Source organism: Kitasatospora sp. Ki12 (assembly GCF_054601375.1).
The window spans coordinates 1,780,657-1,796,909 of sequence record NZ_BAAIHT010000003.1; the positions used below are offsets into that span (position 1 = coordinate 1,780,657).

Here is a 16,253-nt window from a genome sequence, read left to right on the forward strand (position 1 = left end):
GCTCATGACCGCGGCTCATGAGTCCCCCTCATACCCTCCCGCTCCCCGGCGCCGCCCCGGCCGGCCGCGCTGAGCACCGCCCGGACGCCCGCGGTGAGGACGGAGGCGTCCCGTCCGGCGCCCCACACCACCCGGCCGTCGACCCGGGCCTCGACGTAGGCGACCGCGTCCGGCCCGGAGCCGATCGCGTGCTCGCTGAAGGAGAGGATCTCCACCCCGACGGCGTCCGCGACCGCGTCGAGCGGTCCGGCGCCGGTGCCCCGCTTGCCCTCGACCTCGGCCCAGTCGTCACCCACCCGCCAGGCCCATGAGGAACTCTCATCGAGGTACTCCGCCCGGAACAGTCCGTACAGTTCCTCGCCCGTCACCTCCCGCCCGCTGTCGTCGGTCGCCTCCTGCACGACCCGGGCGAAGTCGATCTGCAGCCGCCTCGGCAGTTCCAGTCCCGCCCCGGCCTGCAGCAGGTAGGCGATCCCGCCCTTGCCGGACTGGCTGTTGACGCGGATCACCGCCTCGTAGTCCCGTCCGAGGTCGGCCGGGTCGATCGGCAGGTACGGCACCGACCAGGGGGCTTCCCGCTCCGGGACGCCGAGTTCGGCGGCGGTCCTGGCGTGCTGCGCGAAGCCCTTCTTGATGGCGTCCTGGTGGGTGCCGGAGAAGGCGGTGTGCACCAGGTCCCCGGCGTAGGGGTGCCGTTCGTGGACGGGCAGCCGGTTGCAGTGTTCGACGGTGCGGCGGATGGCGTCGATGTCGGACAGGTCGAGCATCGGGTCGACGCCCTGGGTGTGCAGGTTGAGCGCGAGAGTGACCAGGTCGACGTTTCCGGTGCGTTCGCCGTTGCCGAACAGGCAGCCTTCGACCCGTTGGGCACCGGCCAGTACCGCGAGTTCGGCGCAGGCGACGCCGGTGCCCCGGTCGTTGTGGGGGTGGACGGAGAGGATGACCGCGTCGCGCCGTTCCAGGTGCCGGTCGAGGTACTCGATCTGGTCGGCGTAGACGTTGGGCGTGGCGATCTCGACGGTGGCCGGCAGGTTGTGGATGACGGGCCGGTCGGGGCTGGCGTCCCACAGCCGGGTGAGGCCGTTGCAGACCTCCAGGACGTAGTCGGGTTCGGTCAGGTTGAACACCTCGGGCGAGAACTGGAACCGCAGGCCGTCCCGGCCCTCCCCGAGCCGGGCCATGTGGGTGGCGGCCTCGGTGATCAGGGCCCGCACCTGGGCCCGGTCCCGGCCGAGGACGACGTCGCGCCAGAGCGGCGCGGTGGCGGTGTAGAGGTGGACGACGACGCGCGGCAGCCCGGCGACGGCTTCGAAGGTGCGCTCGATCAGGTCGGCGCGGGCGGCGGTGAAGACGACGACGGTGACGTCCTCGGGGACGGCTCCGGGGGTGGTGGCGAGCCGGCGGACGAAGTCGAAGTCGGTGCGGCTGGCGGAGGGGTAGCCGACTTCGATCTCCTTGAAGCCCATGGCCAGGAAGAGGTCGAACATCCGCTGCTTGCGTGCCGGGTCCATGGGTTCGGCGAGCGCCTGGTTGCCGTCCCGCAGGTCGACGGGCACCCACAGCGGGGCCCGTTCGGTGCGCCGCCCGGGCCAGCGCCGGATCAGCGCGGGGACGTGGACCCGTTCGTGGGCGGGTCGGTAGCGGTGGGAGGGCATGGTGCCGCCGCGTTGCGGGTTCCAGGCGGGGGCGTCGGCCGGGACGGGCCCGGCGGGGGCGTGCAGGGTCCGCGTGGCCTGCGGAGCGGGCAGGGTCTGCGCGGCCTGCGTGGCGTGCGGAGCGTGCGGGGTCGGGATGTTCATGCGACTTCCTCATGACGCGTACCGGTGACCGGCAGGACGGCGCCCCGCAGCGGGGTGCCGGTCCGGTCACGCCCCGCTGCGGCCACCAAGAAGAAGGCCTCCCACGGGGAGGATCCACGGCTGCATGCCGGGTAGAGTAACCACGACAGAAGTCCTCAGACAACCTGACAGGTGAGCTCGATGACCCCGCTCCGTCCCTCCCCCCTCGCCGAACAGGCCGCCGCGCGGATCGAGGAGCAGATCGGAGCCGGGCAGTGGCCGGTGGGCGGGAAGCTGCCGGGCGAGGTGGCGCTGGCCAAGGAGCTGGGCGTCGGCCGCTCCACCGTCCGGGAGGCGCTGCGCACGCTCGCCGCGGCCGGGATGGTGCAGAGCCGCCAGGGCTCCGGGGTGTTCGTCACCGCCGACCGCCCCACCGGGGACTGGCCCGCCCGGCTGCGCCGCGCCGAGCTGGCGCACGTCTACGAGGTACGGACGATGGTCGAGGTGCAGGCCGCCCGGCTCGCCGCCACCCGTCGCACGGCGGCGGACCTGACCGCCCTCGACGCCGCCCTCGCGGCCCGCCACGCGGCGGGCGGGGCCGATGACGCCGCCTTCGTGGACGCCGACATCGCCCTGCACACCGCCCTGGTGGCCGCCGCCCACAACCCCGTCCTGGACGACCTCTTCGCCCAGTTCACCCCGGTCCTGCGGGAGCAGCTGGTGGCCCTGGTCGGCCTGTTCGGCATCCGCGCCGAGGACCCGAACCAGGGCTACGACTCGCACGCCGCCCTGGTCCGCGCCGTCCAGGACGGCGACCCGGAGGCGGCCGGCCGGGTGCTGGCCGCGGAGCTGGAGGCCACCCGCTCCCGCCTCCTCGCGGACTGACGGACTGACGGACTGACGGACCGCCGGGCCGACCACGCCGAACAGGCCGCCCGCGAAGAACGCACCGCCGCACCACCGCACCGCGTGAACGCGGACCGGCGCCCGGCCCGTTGAGCCTGGTGGAGCGGGTCTCGACCGGCCCCCGGCACGGCGTCACACAGTTTTCACACGGAGGCCACCTACGCGCCGTGAGGACCGTTGACACTGTGTCAAGCAAGTCTGAAGCAGCCTGCTCCGCATACGCACGGTCGGCGATCCCAAGACCTTGTGATCAATGCGTGCACAAGCACCGCTCAGGCAGCGAACGGGCTTTCACTCCAATCACACGGTATGACTAGTATCGCTTCGTCAAAAAAGCCCGTGCCCGGACGGCCCGCCCCTTGTAGGCCGGCCGCCAGTCCCTAGGAGTCTGCTCTGCGCGCGCGTGCGAATCGGCGGCCCCCGACGCCGAAGGGCCCCCGCAGGCGTCCACGCCTGTCCCTGCGGACGGCGCTGCTCGTCCTGGCCGTCGTCCCCAGCCTCGCCCTCGTCCTCCTCTGGGCGGTCACCAGCGGCGAGACCGTCTTCGACTTCCAGCGGCAGGCCGCCCAGGGCCTCCTGGCCCAGAAGGCCGGCCAGCCGTCGAACATCGTCTACTACAACCTCCAGGAGGAGCGCCGGCTCAGCGCCGAGGCGCTCGCCCGGCCCGGCGCCAACGCCGACCAGCTGCGCCGCCAGCGGCAGTCGACCGACGACGCGGTGCGCCAGTTCCAGACCCTGTCCGGCGAGACCGCCGACAGCGCGCCCGCGGAGGTGCGCACCGCCGTCGCCGAGGCCCGCCAGGCCATGGGCAAGCTGGCCGAGCAGCGCGCCGCCGTCGACCGCGGCGCCGTCGACCAGCAGACCGTCTACACCTACTACACCGACCTGATCGCGGTGGACCTGCGGCTGTTCACCGCGCTCAGCCACGTGGACACCGGCGAGGTCACCTGGATCTCCAAGACCCTGGTCAACGCCTTCTGGGCGAAGGAGATGCTCGCCCGCGAGGATGCCCTCCTGGCCCGCGGCTGGCCCACCGGCCGGCTGAGCACCGCCGACTACCAGGCCGTCCAGCAGGCCGTCGGCGCGCAGGACCACCTGCTCACCGTCCAGGTCGTCCCCTACGTCCCGGACGGCGAGGCGGCCGCCTGGCACGACCTGATGAACAGCCCGGCCTGGCAGACCAAGGCCGCCGTCGAGCAGCAGCTGACCAGACCCACGGCCGCCGAGGCCAACGGCACCGTCAGGCTGCCGGCCGCCCAGGACCAGTGGCGGCAGGCCCTCGACCAGGTCAACCCGGCCCTGGTCAAGGCGATCGAGACCCGCACCAGCGGCATCGTCGAGGTCGGCAAGGGCACGATCCTGGACCTGCTGACCCGGGTGGTGCTGACCACCGTCATCGGCCTGATCACGGTCGTCGCGGTGGTCATCGCCTCCTGGCGGCTCAGCCGCTCGCTGCGCCGCCGCATCAAGGAACTGCACACCCAGGCCGAGGAGATGCAGCGCACCCTGCCCGAGGTGGTCGAGCGCCTCGGCCGCGGCGAGCAGGTGGACGTGGAGGCCGAGACCCGCAGCATCACCGCGGGCGCGGACGGCACCGGCCCGGACGGCACCGGAACGGGCGGCAGCGGCACCGGCACCGGCACCGACGGCAAGAGCACCGGCACCGACGAGCTGGCCCGGCTCGGCCAGGCGCTCAACCTGGCCCGCGCCTCCGCCCTGAAGGCCGCCGTCGGCCAGGCCGAGCAGCACCGCGGCTTCGAGCGGCTGCTGCAGCGCATCGCCCGCCGCACCCAGCTGCTGATCGGCCGCCAGCTGCGCAAGCTGGACGAGCTGGAGCGCAAGCACGAGGACCCGGAGGTCCTGGAGGGCCTGTTCGACCTCGACCACCTGACCGCCCGGCTGCGCCGCTACGAGGAGAACCTCGTGATCATGGCCGGCGGGCAGCCGCAGCGGCGCTGGCGCAAGCCCGTCCCGCTGCTGGACGTGCTGCGCGCCGCGCAGGGCGAGGTGCAGGACTACCGCCGGATCATGCTCGACGTCGAGGGCCACCCGTGGCTGTCCGAGCGGGCGGTCGGCCCGGTCGCGCACGTGCTCGCCGAGCTGATGGAGAACGCCACCACCTTCTCCAAGCCGCCCACCCCGGTCGAGGTCCGCGCGGCCATGGTCGGCCGCGGCCTCGCGATCGAGATCGAGGACCGCGGTCTGGGCATGGACCCGGAGCAGTACGACGCGGCCAACGAGCTGATGAGCCGTCCGCCGCGCACCGACGTGCTGGCCCGGGCCGACGACATCCGCCTCGGCTTCCACGTGGTGGCCCGCCTCGCCTCGCTGCACGGGCTGAGGATCGAGTTCCGCCCGTCGGCCTTCGGCGGCACCCGGGTGGTCGTGCTCGTCCCGGACGAGCTGGTCATCGACGGCGACGCCGGACTGCCGGACGGCGCCCCCGCCACGGCCGCCGAGCCCATCCCGCTGGTGCGGCGCTCGCGCCGGACGGTGCGCTCCGCCTCCGACGAGGTGCCCGCCCAGGTGCAGCCCGGTCCGCCGGTCGCGCCGGTGGAGGCCTTCGGGCCGGGCGGACTCGGCCAGGACGGCTTCGGGCCGCTGGCGGCGCCGGTGCCCCTGCCGGTGGCACAGCTGCCGGAAGCCCCCTCCCCCGTGGCGCCCTCCCCCGTGGCCCCGGCACACCAGGCCCCCGCACCCCAGGCCCCGGCCCACCAGCCCCCGTACCTGCCGGAGCCCGTCCAGGAGGCCTACCCGCCGGTGCCGGCGCCCCCCGCGCAGCAGGCCGTCCGGCCCGCACAGCCCCTCGCGCAGGCCTACCGGCCCGAGCAGCCGATCGCCCCCGAGCACCCCTTGGCCCCCGAGCAGCCGATCGAGCACAGCTCGCCCGCCGAGCCCGGGCCCGCTCTCACGCCGGCGCCCACGCAGGCGCCCGCGCAGGCCCACGAGACCCAGGCGTACCCGGACATCGCCTACGCCCGGGTCACCGAGGCCGAGGCCCCGTACGCGGACGAGCAGTACCGCCCGGCCGACCACTACCGGCTGGCCGAGCGGCGCGGCAGCCGGGAGTACCCGACCTCGGTGCCGTACAGCCCGGCCGAGGGCGGTCAGCCGCCGCTGCCGCAGCGGGTGCGGCAGGCCAGCCTGGCCGCCGAGCTGCGGGTGCCGCCGCCGGCCCGCCCGCAGTGGGTCGAGCCGACGGCCGGGGCCACCCCGTCGGCCGAGGGTGCCGCGCCGCCTGCGGGCCCGTTCCAGCGCCCCGAGCGCCCGGTGCGGCGTTCGGGTGCGGCGATCGGCGCCTTCCAGCGCCAGTCCCGCGCCGCCCGGGCCCAGGACAGCGGTGAGCACCGGCTGCCCGACGCCCTCATCAGGCCGGTTCCCCCCACGCCCGCCGGTCCCCCGGCTCCCGCACCCGCTCCCGGCCCCTCCCCCTGGGCCGAGCTGCCTGCCGCGGATTCCCGAATCACACGAACGGATGAAGAGTCATGAACCGTACGATCGCCACCCACCAGGACCTGGACTGGCTGCTGGACGGACTCGTCGACTCGGTGCCCGGGACCATGAACGCCGTCCTGCTCTCCGACGACGGCCTGGTGGTCAGTCACTCCCGCACCATCGAGCGGGCCGACGCCGAGCGCCTGGCGGCCGTCGCCACCGGCCAGCAGAGCCTGGCCCGCGGGGTCGGCCAGCTCTTCGACGGCGGGCCGGTGCACCAGGTGATCGTGGAGCTCGCCGAGTGCTGGCTGTTCATCATCGCCGCCGCTCAGGGCACCCACCTGGCCGTGGTCGCCTCCCAGGAGGTGGACGCCGAGGTGATGTCGGTGGCGATGCACACCCTGGTGCAGCAGGTCGGCCAGAAGCTGACCACCCCGGCCCGCAACGAGAGCGCCCCCGCCTCCTTCGACGTCTTCGCCGCCCGGAACCGGGGCTGACCAGGGTGGGCCCGTACGGGAACGACGCCCGGGGGGACGGCCGGGACAGCACCCGCGGCACCCGAGACGACCGCGACACCCGCGACGACCGCTGGCGCCGCGGCGCGGTGCCGCACTGGAGCGAGCTGGAGGAGGAGGACGCGGAGGACGAGTCGGGCAGCATGGTCCGCCCGTACACGATCACCCGCGGCCGGACCGCCCCCGAGCGGGACGACCTCACCCTTATCACCGTGCTCACCACGGTCGAGGAGGAGGCCGCCGCGGCCTTGGCGCGGGGCAGCCGCGCCGGTGTCCGCGGCCTCCAGCCCGAGCACCGCATGATCCTCGAACGCTGCCGCCGCCCGGCGGCCGTCGCCGAGGTGTCGGCCGGCCTGGACCTCCCGGTCTCGGTCACCAAGATCCTGCTGGGCGACCTGGTCGCCCAGGGCCTGCTGAGGGCCCGGGCGCCGCTGTCGGTGGCCCGCGCCGCCGGGGGCGTGGACCTCGGCCTGCTCACGGCCGTACGCGAAGGACTCCGGAGACTCTGAAGATGGCAACACCCCACGCCGCCACCGGCGCCCCTGGCGCCGCCACCTCCCCCACCTCCCCCACCGCCCCCGCAGCCCCGGCCGCCGTGAAGATCCTGATCGCGGGCGGTTTCGGCGTCGGCAAGACCACCCTGGTCGGCTCGGTCAGCGAGGTCACCCCGCTGCGCACCGAGGAGTACCTGACCCGGGCCAGTGTCGGCGTCGACGACCTGTCCGGTGTCGACCAGAAGGACACCACCACCGTCGCCCTGGACTTCGGCCGGATCACCGTCAGCCCGGAGCTGGTCGTCTACCTGTTCGGCACGCCCGGGCAGGAACGTTTCTGGTTCATGTGGAACGACCTGGTCAACGGCGCGCTCGGCGGGATCGTCATCGCCGACACCCGCCGGCTGGAGAGCAGCTTCGCCTCGATCGACTTCTTCGAGAGCCGGGGCATCCCGTTCGTGGTCGCGATCAACTGCTTCCACAACACCAACACCCGCACCCCCGACGAGATCCGGGCCGCGCTCGACCTCGACCCGCAGGTGCCGATGCTGCTCGGCGACGTGCGCGAGCGCGTCTTCGGGCGGGACCTGCTGCTCGCCCTGGTCGACCACCTGATGGAGCTCGCCTCCGTCGCCCCGGTCGGCTGAACCCGGCTGCCCGCTGGCCCTCCCGTCCGCTGACCCGCTGAACCGCATCTCCCTGGGAGCACCACCATGACCACACCCCTGCGCGTCCTCGTCCACGGCGGCGGCATCGGCGGCCTCACCCTCGCCACCGCCCTCGCCCGGCGCGGCCACCACGTCGACGTCGCCGAGCTGCGCGAGCGGCTGGAGGCCCTCGGCGTCGGCATCATCCAGCCCTCCAACGCCCTGCACGTGATGCGGGAGATCGGCGTCCTGGACGACTGCCTGGCCGACGGCTTCGAGTGGGAGGTGCTGACCGTCTGCGACCCGGCCGGCGCCACCCTCGCCGCGATCCCGCAGCCGCGGATGGGCGACGCCCCGGCCGCCAACGGCATACCGCGCCCCGCCCTCGCCCGCGTCCTCGCCGACGCGGCCGCCAAGGCCGGCGCCACCGTCCGCTTCGGCACCACCATCGCCTCCGTCACGGACGACGGCGAGGGCGTCGACGTCACCCTCACCGACGGGCACACCGGCCGCTACGACCTGGTCGTCGGCTTCGACGGCATCGGCTCCCCGCTGCGCAGGCACCTGTACGGCGAGGCGTACGCCCCCGAGTACACCGGCTTCGCCAACTGGCGGGTGACGCTGCCCCGTTCGCCCGAGGTGCGGGGCGTGGTGATGTCCACCGGCAACCTCAAGGCGAAGGCACTGCTCACCCCGATCAGCACGGACCTGATGTACCTGGGCTCGGTGTTCGCCGAGGCCGAGGACTTCCGTCCGGACCCGGAGCACGCCCACGAGCAGCTGCGCGAGCGGCTGGCCGGCTTCGGCGGCCCGATCGCCGAAGCGCTCGCCCAGGTCACCGACCCGGCCTCCGTGGTCTACTCGCGGATCTCCCAGGTCACCGTCGAGCAGCCCTGGCACGTCGGCCGGATCGTGCTGGCCGGCGACGCCGCCCACGCCTCCACCCCGCACCTGGCCCAGGGCGCCGCGATGGCCGTCGAGGACGCGCTGGTCCTCGCGCAGAGCCTGGACGCGGCGGACGGCGTCCCGGCCGCCCTCACCGCCTGGGAGGAGCGCCGCCGCCCTCGCGCCATGTGGGTCCAGGCCCTGTCCCGCGCGATCCTCAAGCAGGAGACCGGCACCCCGACCACGGCGGAGGAGGACGAGCTCCTGAAGGTCGGCATCCCCGGCGCCGCCCACGTCCTCGTCCAGCCGTACTGAGCGTGACGGGCTGAGCGTGACGGCTTGAGCCCCCGGGCCCGTACGGACGTCGTCCGTACGGGCCCGGGGTTCATGACCACCCCGCCCGCACTGGCGATCTTGATGGTGGTTTAGTTCTCCCCTGTGATTCGAACTGCCCTCAGACGAGGCGCGGGAGCGGTGGTCTGCGCCCTCCTGCCCGCACTGCTGCTGACCTCGTGTTCCTCCGGCGCCTCCACGGCGAGCTCCACGGCGAGCTCCTCGCCGTCGCCTTCCCCGGCCGCCGCCACCGCAACGGCAACGGCCCCTGCGACACCCGCGGCGGCCGCCTCCACCTTCACGAGCAAGCCGGGGCCCGGCAGTGCGCTGGCCGCCGCGGTGGCCCTCACTCCGGCCGATTGGGGCGACGGCTACAAGAGCAATGAGTACGCAGAGGACTCCAGGCCTGTGTATTACAAGCTCGACGCGTCGTGCAAGTACCAGTTGGTGGACCCGCCGCCGAGCCTGACCGGGCAGATGACCCGGAACGTGAACCTCCCGGTCGCCGGCGATCCCACGAAGTACCTTGCGAGCGGTAGCACGACCGTGAGCGTCTTCACCACGCCTGCCGGCGCCCTGAACTACCTCACCTCCGCCAGGGCGGACACCAAGCGCTGCCCGACCAGCTACGTCCAGGACCAAGACGTCCCCAACAAGGGCCTCCACGAGATTCCCTTCGACGGCTTCACCGGCGCCGTCGACCAGATCTACGCCGAACAGGGGCAGCAGGAGGGGGGCGACGGCATCCTGAACTCCTACATCTATCTGGTCGCCACGAAGGGCCCGGTGGTCCTCACTGCCTTCGCCATCGGCGAGACAGGGCAGACCGAGGCCCAGACCGAAGCGCGCGCACGACATGCGCTCACCGTGATGGCCGCGAAGCTCAGCCGCCAGTAGCCGTCGGGGCCGGTGATCACCAGAGTTCGATCAACTGCAGGGCCCGCAGGCCGAGCCAGCCCGCCAGGGCCACCGTGACCGCCAGTCCGAGGCCCGCGAGGAGGGCGGAGTGGGCCGCGAGCCGGGACCGCCAGGTCATCGTCCGGCGGCGCAGCCCCGAGGAGGTCAGCGCGGTCCGCACCGCGCGGGCCACCTCGGTGGTGTTCGGGTCCACCGCCGCCCCCGGGCCGGCGTTCGCAAACCAGCCCGACCAGCCCCACCGGCCCGAGCGCCGCGGGCCCACCGGGAACACCCGGGGCGTCCAGGCGTCGTCGAAGACGATGACGGTGGAGACCCACTCCCCGCCCGCGCCCAACTCGCCCGGCGGCAGGGGCTCCGGCAGGTACGTGTTCAGCCGGGCCGCCAGGGCCGATTCGCCGCCCGGTAGCAGCAGGACCAGCTTCCGCGCGGGCTGGGTGGTCCGCACCTGCTCGACCTCCCACCACAGCCCGTCCCCCTGCCCCAGGCGCAGCACGATCAGCTGGGACAGGTCCATCAGCCGCAGCACGGTGGGCTTCCAGTCGTCCAGCGGCAGGTAGAACCGCGCCGCGCCGAGTTGCGGCAGCCGCTCCCCCGGCCGGCCGACCGCGATCACCGGGCCGATCGCCCCCAGGGCGCTCGCGAGCTGTTCCTCCCGGGTGTGGAGGGTGAGATCCGCCCCGTCGTCCAGCTGGACCGGGCCCTCGTCGTCCCCGAAGCTGCGCAGGTAGAGGACGGGCCGGCAGCCGCTCAGCAGCAGTGCCCGGGCCGCCGGTCGCACCGCGTACGGGCGGGTGCGGCGCAGGATCAGCAAAGCGGCGACGACGGCCGCCACGCCGCCGAGGAGCAGCGGGATCCGCACCGCCGGGGGCATCGTGTGACCGTGCCGCCCCGAGGCGTGGACGGCACCGGCCCCGCAGCCGAACAGCAGCAGGCCGAGGCCGTTGGCCACCCGCCGTGCCCGCTGCCACGGCGGCCGGGGCGGGACGTACTGGCTGACCACGCGCACCAGTTCGGCCGCGCCCGAGCGGCGGAGGTGGCGCAGCCACAGGGCCGGGCCGAGGAGGAGCAGGGCGAACAGCCCGCACCAGAGCGCGGCCCCCGCTTCGAGGGCCGCCGTCCCGGGACTTGCCGTGCGGTCACCGGCCGCGCTGACCGCCAGGTGCAAGGCGACGTAGGCAGCGGTGACCGCGAGCACGGTGACCAGTCGGGCGAGACTCCGCAGGCGCGACGACACTTCGGCTCACCCCCAAGCGATCCCCGGCAGTGTGAGCGGACGCCTATGGTTCGTACCGCACTTGACCGGTCGTCATGCTCACGGGAACGGGTGAATGTCGTGGCGTCTCCTCCACACCGCCGCCGACACCCGGGCCAGCAGGCGTGCGGCAGGGTCGGTACGGTCGGCGCCGGAGGCCAGCGGACCGGTGTAGCAGACGGCGAGCAGGTACGGCGGGCAGTCCCGGGGATGGACCAGGCCGACGCAGTGCCGGGCGCCGGTGATCCAGCCGTTCTTGAAGGCGATCCGGGTGCCCGGAGGCAGGCCGGCGGCGAGGTCCACCCGGAAGTCGTTCTCCTCCATCAGACCGAGGAGTTCCGGCTCCTCGGCGAGGGAGTGGAGCAACCGGACGAGGTCACGGGCGCTGACCACGTTGTTGACGCCGGCCGCCCGCGCCGCGTAGTCCTCGATCCCGCGCGGGGTGCAGCTGCGGGTGGCACCGGCGCGGCGCCAGACGTCGGCGACGGCCTGCGGGGTGGTGCGGGAGAGGCAGAGATTGGTGGCGAGGTTCGAGGAGTGGGTGATCATCCGCTCCGCGAGCAGACTCAGCGGGACGTGGGTGCCCAGCAGTTCCCAGGGCAGCGGGTCGCTGTCGTAGTCCTGGTTGTTGCCGAACTCCCCGCCGACGGCCGACTCGAACCGGTTCACCACCGGAACGTCGGCGGCGAGGTTCACGCCGTTACGCCAGAGCGCCGCGAGCACGGCGACCTTCATCGTGCTCGCAGCGTCGTGCAGGACGTCCGGGTTGCGCACGAACACCGGCTCTGCATTGTCTGCCCAGGGGGCCACCACCACGGAGAGCATGGAGGAAGGGTAGGGCAGATCGGGTCAGACGTCGGCCCGGGCGGCGAAGGCGACGAACGCCTGCCAAGCGGTGGGGTCGAAGGTGAGGTGGGGGCCGCTCTTGTCCTTGGAGTCACGGACGAGGACGGCTTCGGTGGTCTCGGCGACCTCGACGCACTGGCCGCCCTCGTTGGTGCTGTGGCTACTCTTGCGCCAGGCGATCTCGACGCAGGCGCCGCCTTCATTGCCGCTGTGGCTGCTCTTGAACCAGACCAGTTCCATGGTGCCTGACGGTACGCCAACGGCCCGCCGCCGGGTAGACGGTGGGCCGTTGAGGGGAGGCCTGGATCAGACCTCGGCAGTGGCGGCGAACGTCACGAACGCCTCCCACGCGGCCGGCTCGAAGGCCAGCTGGGGACCGCTCTTGTCCTTGGAGTCACGCACGTGGACGACACCGGGGGTCTCAGCGACCTCGACGCACTGGGCTTCCTCGTTGGTGCTGTAGCTGCTCTTGAACCACGCCAGCTCGGCCATGCCTACCGCTCTCCCAGAATCGCTTCGATCAAGGCCAGGGACTCCTTCAGCCCCAGAGCCTGGGCCCGGATACTGCTGTACCGTGCGGCCATATTACGGACTTCCACCGGATCCGTGATCAATCGATTCACGTGCTGCGCCGCGACGTAGCCGATCGACGGCCTAGCAGGCGGAGTGAGGATCGTGAACGAGCCCCCCATGCCAGCGTGGCTCATCCGATCGAGCGGCATGACTTGGAGTTCGGGGCCCCTCATCTGTCCGACCTTCAGCAGGTGCTGGAGCTGCTCCTTGTGAACGTCCCACCCGCCCAAGGGCCGACGGAGCACGCTCTCATCGATCACCCAGGTCACCACCGGCAAGGGCCACCGCGCGAGAATCTCCTGCCGAGCGACTCGCGCTGCCACCCACTCGTCGATCTGCTCGGGTGAGAGCAGCGGCCGACGCATCTCGTACAAAGCGCGGATGTACGCCTCGGTCTGGAGTAGCCCCGGGATCACCATCGTGCTGTACTCGTGGATCTCGATGGCCCGATTCTCCTCCGCCGTGAAGGCTTTGGAGAACGCCGGGTGACGCTCACTCACCCGGATCTTCGCCTTCATCACGTCGTCCGCGACGACGACGAGCAGACCGCCCGCGTTGAGGATCTTGTCCACCACCGTCAGGTACTCGATCCGAGGGGTCCGGATTCCCCGCTCGACCGCACTCACGTGGTCCTCGCCGTAGCCGGTCAGCTTCGCGAGTTCCTTCTGCGTGACGCCGGCCCGCTCACGGAGGATCTTGATCTGCTTTCCCACCGCACTGTAGAACTCCGCGACCCCGTCCGAGTTCTCCGCCGTCTCACCGTCATCGAACACCGTGCGCTCGACACCGCTCATAGGTACCCCTCGCCCCCTTGCTCAATTGATCCGGGTCAGCCGACATGCCGACCGTCCGCATCCGTACAAGCACTCTCCGTGCCCGTCGAATCCATGGCCAGGGTACGTCCGTGCCGTCACGCTTTTCTCCCATGACAACCGAAATCCCGCTCGACAACCCCCACTCCCACACCGTCCTCCTCGCCGCCACCCCCAAGGGCGCCGCCATCTGCCGACGCATCGCCAGACGTCAACTCACCGTCTGGGGGCTGAACTCGACGCACACGGAGCCGTTCTACTCGGCTCTCCTCATCGTCGCGGAGCTGGCCGCTAACGCGACTACGCACGGTCGCGTTGCGGGGCGCGGGTTCGAGCTGCACCTCTCCCTCACCACCAGTACGCGCCGGGGCACCACCCTGCGCATCGAGATCAGCGACCCCAGGGGCGACCGGCTCCCCGTCCTCCCCACCGTCCACCTGCCCAACGCGCAGTCCGGGCGCGGTCTCACCCTCATCGACGCCCTCTGCGACCGCTGGGGCACCATCCCCCGGCACCCCAACGCCAAGACCGTCTGGGCCGAACTCGACCTCGCCACCGTCCCCGATGCCGCCTGAGCCCCGCCATAGCGAGGGGTACGTCACCCTCTGCACGCTTCTCCCGTTCGCGCTGCTCCTCGCGCTCCTCGCCTGGATCTACCCCCTCACCGCCCACCACCACGACGAGCACCCACACCCCACCACAACCCCAACCACCGGCCCATAAAAGCGGAGTGGGAAGTCGGCCCAGCCGACTTCCCACTCCTCCTCGTTCTTCGCCCTCGGCGGGCCGGCGGCGCTCCCACAGGGAGATCCAGATGCCGTCCGGGTCGGTCAGGCTCCTGTCACGTCGACGAACACGGGGTTGGCGTAGAACCACGTGTCGGCCCACGGGTCACCGTTCCCGGGCTCGTGGGGGATCGGCCCGTGCGGGTCGACGGCGGCACCGAGGTAGCCGGTGCCCTGCCGGTTGCCGTCGCCGCCGCGCAGCCGGAGGTAGAAGGACTCGTCGCCGGCGGTGAGCGGGATCTGCAGGGTGTAGGTGCCGGTGCGGCCGGTGACGTCGGCGGTGTGGACGACCCGGGTGTCCGGCGCCCGCCAGGTGTCCCGGTCGGCGACCGGGCCGCGCACGGCGCCCCGGATGACGTCCACGTTCGCCAACCGGGGCAGGATGCCCTGGGGGTTGGGGCGGGAGGCGGTCGTGACCGTCACCGACAGGGTGAGCCGCTCTCCCCTGCGGACGCGCAGCCGTCCGCCGAGGGTGACCCCGCGGCCGTGGTCGCATTCCCGCTTGAGGCGCACGTCGAGCCCGTCGAGCAGGTGCCCGTGGTCCACCCAGACCCGGCCGGCGCGCAGGCCCTCCATCACGGCGCGGTAGCCGTAGCGGGTCACACCGACGTGGGTGCGGCTGAACTGACCGGGCCAGAAGTCGCTTCCGGGCTGCGCGGTGCCGGTGTCCACCGGGTCGGGCACCTTGCCGGTGTTGTCGAAGTTCTGGCCGGGCTGCCAGTCGCCGTTCTTCCAGGTGTCGAAGACGGTCCGGTGGTTGTCGGAGTTGCTGGTGATCGAGAACAGCCGGCCCTCGGCCAGCATCGAGTCCCACAGGCCGCCCACGGTCGCGGTCGCCCAGTCGAAGCCGCCGTAGGTCTGGTAGGCGTCCGCCGGGTAGCCGGACCACGACTGCGCGGACGGCTTGTTCTCGTACTCGCCGCGGATCGAGTTCGCGCCGCGCCAGCCCGGAATGGCCGCGCCCTGGGCGCCCGGCGCGCCCTCCATGCCGATCACGATCCCGGTGGCGGCGTCCCGCCAGTTGCGCAGCTCGTGCGGGGAGTCGATGCCGAGGCGCAGCGGGTGGTTAGCGAGGACGAGGACGTCGTCCACGTAGCCGGTGCGGCGCTGCTCGGCCAGCCACTGGACGGCCTTCACGGCGTGGGCCTCGTTGCGGGCGGTGTCGGCCGCGCCGGCCGCACCCTCGGTGTAGCCCAGCAGCTTGCCGTCGTAGGCCAGCTCGAACCGGGTGAGCAGGTCGACCTCGTGCGGGCCGGGGGCCGCGAACACGGTGGCGTGCTCGGCGGCCGGGATGTACCACTCCAGCCCCTGGAAGATCAGCTGGCGCGGGTTCTCGGCGCGGGCCTTGAGGATCTCCTGGTGCTCCAGCGCGGCACCGTGGTGGGCGTGACCGAAGTTGGAGTGCTCGTTGAACACCAGCCAGTCCAGGCCGTACCGGGCGGCGGCCCGGACCTGCTGGGAGAACGTGTACTTCGCGTCGTGGCTGTAGACGGAGTGGACGTGGTGGTCGCCGACCAGGTAGGCGAGGCGCGGGTCGGAACCGCCCAGGTCCCGTCCGGCGGCGGCGGCCGGCGTGGCGGCGGCCGACGTGGCCGCCCCGCCGAGGGCGAACGCGGCACCGAACAGACCCGCTCGGCGCAGGAGCCCGCGCCTCGACATGCCCTGGGCGTCGAGATCGGTGGGGGAGACGGAGGGATCGGCCCAGTCGGGCAGCTGCTGGTCGGTCACGGTGATCCTCGGAACGGGGGCCAGTGGGGCGGTGGGGCAGTGGGTGACGTCGTGTGCCGCGCGTCGTCGACCACGGCTACGTGCGCCCCTTCGCGCGGGCGGCCTCGTCCCCCCCGGTCGGTGGCCGGCTGCCGACGGTCGAGCGGAGGGACCGTCCCCCACGGGCCCGGCCGGTCTTCCGTCGTTCACGCACTGCAGGATTCCGGGGCAAGAGGACTCCCGAATGAAGCCGATCTGAAGATCCGGGGTGGAATCGATGAGCTGCGGAGCCACCACCAGCATCGATACCCTCGCCGCCACGAACCCTTGACCGCACGACCCAGCCGCGAACCTCACGGCCGTGCCG

At 72.7% G+C, this 16,253-nt stretch carries 15 protein-coding genes; 8 read left to right on the forward strand and 7 right to left on the reverse strand.

The window, feature by feature from the left end; translation table 11 throughout:
- Window positions 1–2: 2 nt before the first annotated feature.
- Window positions 3–1,799: a 2-isopropylmalate synthase gene (locus ACYP53_RS38405; RefSeq protein ID WP_459650792.1), complete on the reverse strand. Its 1,797-nt coding sequence runs from the start codon at window positions 1,797–1,799 to the stop codon at window positions 3–5.
- Window positions 1,800–1,979: 180 nt separating this feature from the next.
- Between ACYP53_RS38405 and ACYP53_RS38410 the strand changes: the two genes are divergently transcribed.
- The 7 genes from ACYP53_RS38410 to ACYP53_RS38440 all read left to right on the forward strand — a co-directional run bounded on the left by ACYP53_RS38410 (window position 1,980) and on the right by ACYP53_RS38440 (window position 9,890).
- Window positions 1,980–2,663 carry a FadR/GntR family transcriptional regulator gene (locus tag ACYP53_RS38410; protein WP_459650793.1) on the forward strand — a complete coding sequence of 228 codons (684 nt, stop codon included), beginning with the start codon at window positions 1,980–1,982 and terminating at the stop codon, window positions 2,661–2,663.
- Between the two features lie 501 nt (window positions 2,664–3,164).
- Window positions 3,165–6,173, forward strand: a complete 3,009-nt coding sequence (locus tag ACYP53_RS38415; RefSeq protein ID WP_459650975.1) for a sensor histidine kinase — start codon at window positions 3,165–3,167, stop codon at window positions 6,171–6,173.
- Entirely contained in the window at window positions 6,170–6,616 is a 447-nt protein-coding gene (locus tag ACYP53_RS38420; protein ID WP_189913956.1) for a roadblock/LC7 domain-containing protein, read from the forward strand. The genes ACYP53_RS38415 and ACYP53_RS38420 overlap by 4 nt, the downstream gene beginning before the upstream one ends.
- A gap of 5 nt (window positions 6,617–6,621) precedes the next feature.
- The gene (locus tag ACYP53_RS38425) at window positions 6,622–7,143 is read left to right on the forward strand and encodes a DUF742 domain-containing protein (RefSeq protein WP_459650794.1); all 522 of its coding nucleotides are present in this window, start codon (window positions 6,622–6,624) and stop codon (window positions 7,141–7,143) included.
- A gap of 2 nt (window positions 7,144–7,145) precedes the next feature.
- Window positions 7,146–7,775 (forward strand): GTP-binding protein, encoded by a 630-nt coding sequence (locus tag ACYP53_RS38430; RefSeq protein WP_189913957.1) that lies wholly within the window; start codon window positions 7,146–7,148, stop codon window positions 7,773–7,775.
- Between the two features lie 66 nt (window positions 7,776–7,841).
- Window positions 7,842–8,975 (forward strand): FAD-dependent monooxygenase, encoded by a 1,134-nt coding sequence (locus ACYP53_RS38435; RefSeq protein WP_459650795.1) that lies wholly within the window; start codon window positions 7,842–7,844, stop codon window positions 8,973–8,975.
- A 159-nt stretch (window positions 8,976–9,134) separates the two neighbouring features.
- The gene (locus ACYP53_RS38440; protein WP_459650796.1) at window positions 9,135–9,890 is read left to right on the forward strand and encodes a hypothetical protein; all 756 of its coding nucleotides are present in this window, start codon (window positions 9,135–9,137) and stop codon (window positions 9,888–9,890) included.
- 16 nt (window positions 9,891–9,906) lie between these two features.
- On the opposite strand, the gene ACYP53_RS38445 is transcribed toward ACYP53_RS38440, so the two are convergent.
- The 5 genes from ACYP53_RS38445 to ACYP53_RS38465 all read right to left on the reverse strand — a co-directional run bounded on the left by ACYP53_RS38445 (window position 9,907) and on the right by ACYP53_RS38465 (window position 13,376).
- On the reverse strand, window positions 9,907–11,145 hold the full coding sequence (locus ACYP53_RS38445; protein ID WP_459650797.1) for a transferase: 1,239 nt from the start codon (window positions 11,143–11,145) through the stop codon (window positions 9,907–9,909).
- 78 nt (window positions 11,146–11,223) lie between these two features.
- Window positions 11,224–11,988: a serine hydrolase gene (locus ACYP53_RS38450; protein ID WP_459650798.1), complete on the reverse strand. Its 765-nt coding sequence runs from the start codon at window positions 11,986–11,988 to the stop codon at window positions 11,224–11,226.
- Between the two features lie 24 nt (window positions 11,989–12,012).
- On the reverse strand, window positions 12,013–12,249 hold the full coding sequence (locus ACYP53_RS38455; RefSeq protein ID WP_459650799.1) for a DUF397 domain-containing protein: 237 nt from the start codon (window positions 12,247–12,249) through the stop codon (window positions 12,013–12,015).
- Window positions 12,250–12,315: 66 nt separating this feature from the next.
- Window positions 12,316–12,501 (reverse strand): DUF397 domain-containing protein, encoded by a 186-nt coding sequence (locus ACYP53_RS38460; protein ID WP_207815074.1) that lies wholly within the window; start codon window positions 12,499–12,501, stop codon window positions 12,316–12,318.
- A 2-nt stretch (window positions 12,502–12,503) separates the two neighbouring features.
- Window positions 12,504–13,376, reverse strand: a complete 873-nt coding sequence (locus tag ACYP53_RS38465) for a helix-turn-helix domain-containing protein (protein ID WP_459650800.1) — start codon at window positions 13,374–13,376, stop codon at window positions 12,504–12,506.
- A gap of 131 nt (window positions 13,377–13,507) precedes the next feature.
- Here ACYP53_RS38465 and ACYP53_RS38470 point away from each other — a divergent pair, with 131 nt between their 5' ends.
- On the forward strand, window positions 13,508–13,969 hold the full coding sequence (locus ACYP53_RS38470; RefSeq protein WP_459650801.1) for an ATP-binding protein: 462 nt from the start codon (window positions 13,508–13,510) through the stop codon (window positions 13,967–13,969).
- A 255-nt stretch (window positions 13,970–14,224) separates the two neighbouring features.
- On the opposite strand, the gene ACYP53_RS38475 is transcribed toward ACYP53_RS38470, so the two are convergent.
- Entirely contained in the window at window positions 14,225–15,907 is a 1,683-nt protein-coding gene (locus ACYP53_RS38475; protein WP_459650802.1) for a CehA/McbA family metallohydrolase domain-containing protein, read from the reverse strand.
- Between the last annotated feature and the right edge of the window lie 346 nt (window positions 15,908–16,253).